This window comes from Streptomyces diversicolor (assembly GCF_057537855.1).
The window spans coordinates 1-1665 of sequence record NZ_BAAJXA010000115.1 but is presented as its reverse complement, the minus strand read 5'-3'; the positions used below and the strand labels follow the sequence as shown (position 1 = coordinate 1665).

1 protein-coding gene is annotated in these 1665 nt (G+C 69.1%); it reads right to left on the bottom strand.

Annotation, left to right across the window (positions count from 1 at the left end; all coding sequences use genetic code 11):
- Positions 1 to 346 precede the first annotated feature (346 nt).
- Positions 347 to 1555: an IS4 family transposase gene (locus AC27LF_RS45365; protein ID WP_479662441.1), complete on the bottom strand. Its 1209-nt coding sequence runs from the start codon at positions 1553 to 1555 to the stop codon at positions 347 to 349.
- Positions 1556 to 1665 lie beyond the last annotated feature (110 nt).

Sequence of the window (1665 nt, the reverse complement as noted above, 5' to 3'; positions counted from 1 at the left end):
CGCAGAAACAATCGCCCCGAACGAGCCGAAAGGGTCCGTCACAAAGCTGACGAACCCTCATGCAAGATCGAGGCTAAACCCAATACCAGTGCCTTAAGGGATTGGGTCCCAGCTTCGTGGGACCTTGACCGGTGGGTTGATCGATGCGGTGCGCCAGTGCGGGGCGACGGCCATGGTTTCGGCTGGAAGGTGGGCAAGCCGGGTGCCGTGTCGGTGCTCGTCGCGTTTGACGCCGAAGTTGGACATCTTCCGTTTGACGACGCGGGGGTTGAGGCGTGCGCGGCGCTTGGGTAAGCGCCGTGCGGCTGTCTCGCGGATGCCGTCGGCGAGGGCTGTGGCCAGGTGGTCAGGGGGAAAAGGCCGCCTGGGCGGTGACCTGGCGGCGGGCGAGGCGGATGCTGCGGGTGAAGGAGAGCCGGTCTGGGTCGACGCCAGTGTGTTCGGCGGTGTCGTGCATCAGCGTGCGGATGGCGTGGTGGACCAGCAGATGGCCCCAGACCTCCTGCTCGACGCCGCCGGGCGAGCGGGACCGAAGGACCTCGGCTGGGCCGCGCTGATGGGTCTTGAGCTCGTCCAGTGTGGTCTCGATCTCCCACCGCTCCTGGTAGAGGGCGGCCAACTCCAGGGCTGGTGCGGTCTCGTGATCGAGGATGGTGGTGATCAGCCGGTAAGGGGCTTCCTCGGCAGGCTGGCCGGCACCGTCCAAGGTGTACTCGATCACCCGCACCACCTGCGGATCAGAGCGTTTGCGGTGGTCCCTGGCCGTCACGATGTCCGACAGGTACGAGCCGTCGGGCAGCTCCTTGCACACCGGCAGCACCGCACTGGACTTCACCCGCCACAACAGGTCGGCGCCGCCGGCCGAGGCCGCACGCCACAGCTCCAGACCCGTGAAGCCGCGGTCCGCCAGCAGCAGGTCACCCGCGCCGAGGTGGCCGAACAGCTCTCGCGCGAGGGCCGGTTCGGACAGCGCAAGCGGGCCCAGGGCGGCGGCGGTGACGGCGTGGGTGCCGCACTCGGCCAGCGCCACCACCCGCACCTGCGGGAACGCGCAGCGTTGAGTGCGGTGCGTCTTCGGGCGCCCGAAGTACGCGGCGTTCTCATCGCTGTCGGGGACGTCGAAGACCGTGCCGTCCATCGCCATCAGGTGCCACCGACCATAGAAGGCGCCACGCGTCGACTCCGTCGCCAAGGGACTGGCCACCTGGGCGAACAACGCCTTCAGCGGCTCCGGACCGAGCTTGGCCCGGGCCCGTGAGATCGCCGCCGTGGTGGGCACCTGCCAGGAGCCCGACCATCGTTTCGCCCAGGCCAGCCCATGCGTCAGCAGCCGCGCGACCTCCTCGTACCCCTGACCGGCGAACAGGCACATGGCGAGCACGAAGTAGACCACCACCCGCGGCGGCAGCAGCCGGTTGCGCTGACCGGACCTCCCGCACTCGGCCACCACCCGGTCCACCAGTTCCGGAGGGAACGACCGCGTCAGCAACCCGACCGCGATCCGGTCCGACAACCGCTCGTCCGTCTCTGGCTTGACCTGCCCCGGCCGTGGCATCCCGGCACCTCCCGGCCACGCACCCTACCAGCATCATCCCTAAGTCACTGGTATTGAGGCTAGCGCACGCTCGACCACCGGGCGGCCTCTCGCCTACCCCCTCCCGTCCG

Bases quoted from the DNA above. Each gene is read 5' to 3' on its own strand.
- AC27LF_RS45365 (WP_479662441.1), bottom strand. From the start codon at position 1,555: ATGCCACGGCCGGGGCAGGTCAAGCCAGAGACGGACGAGCGGTTGTCG.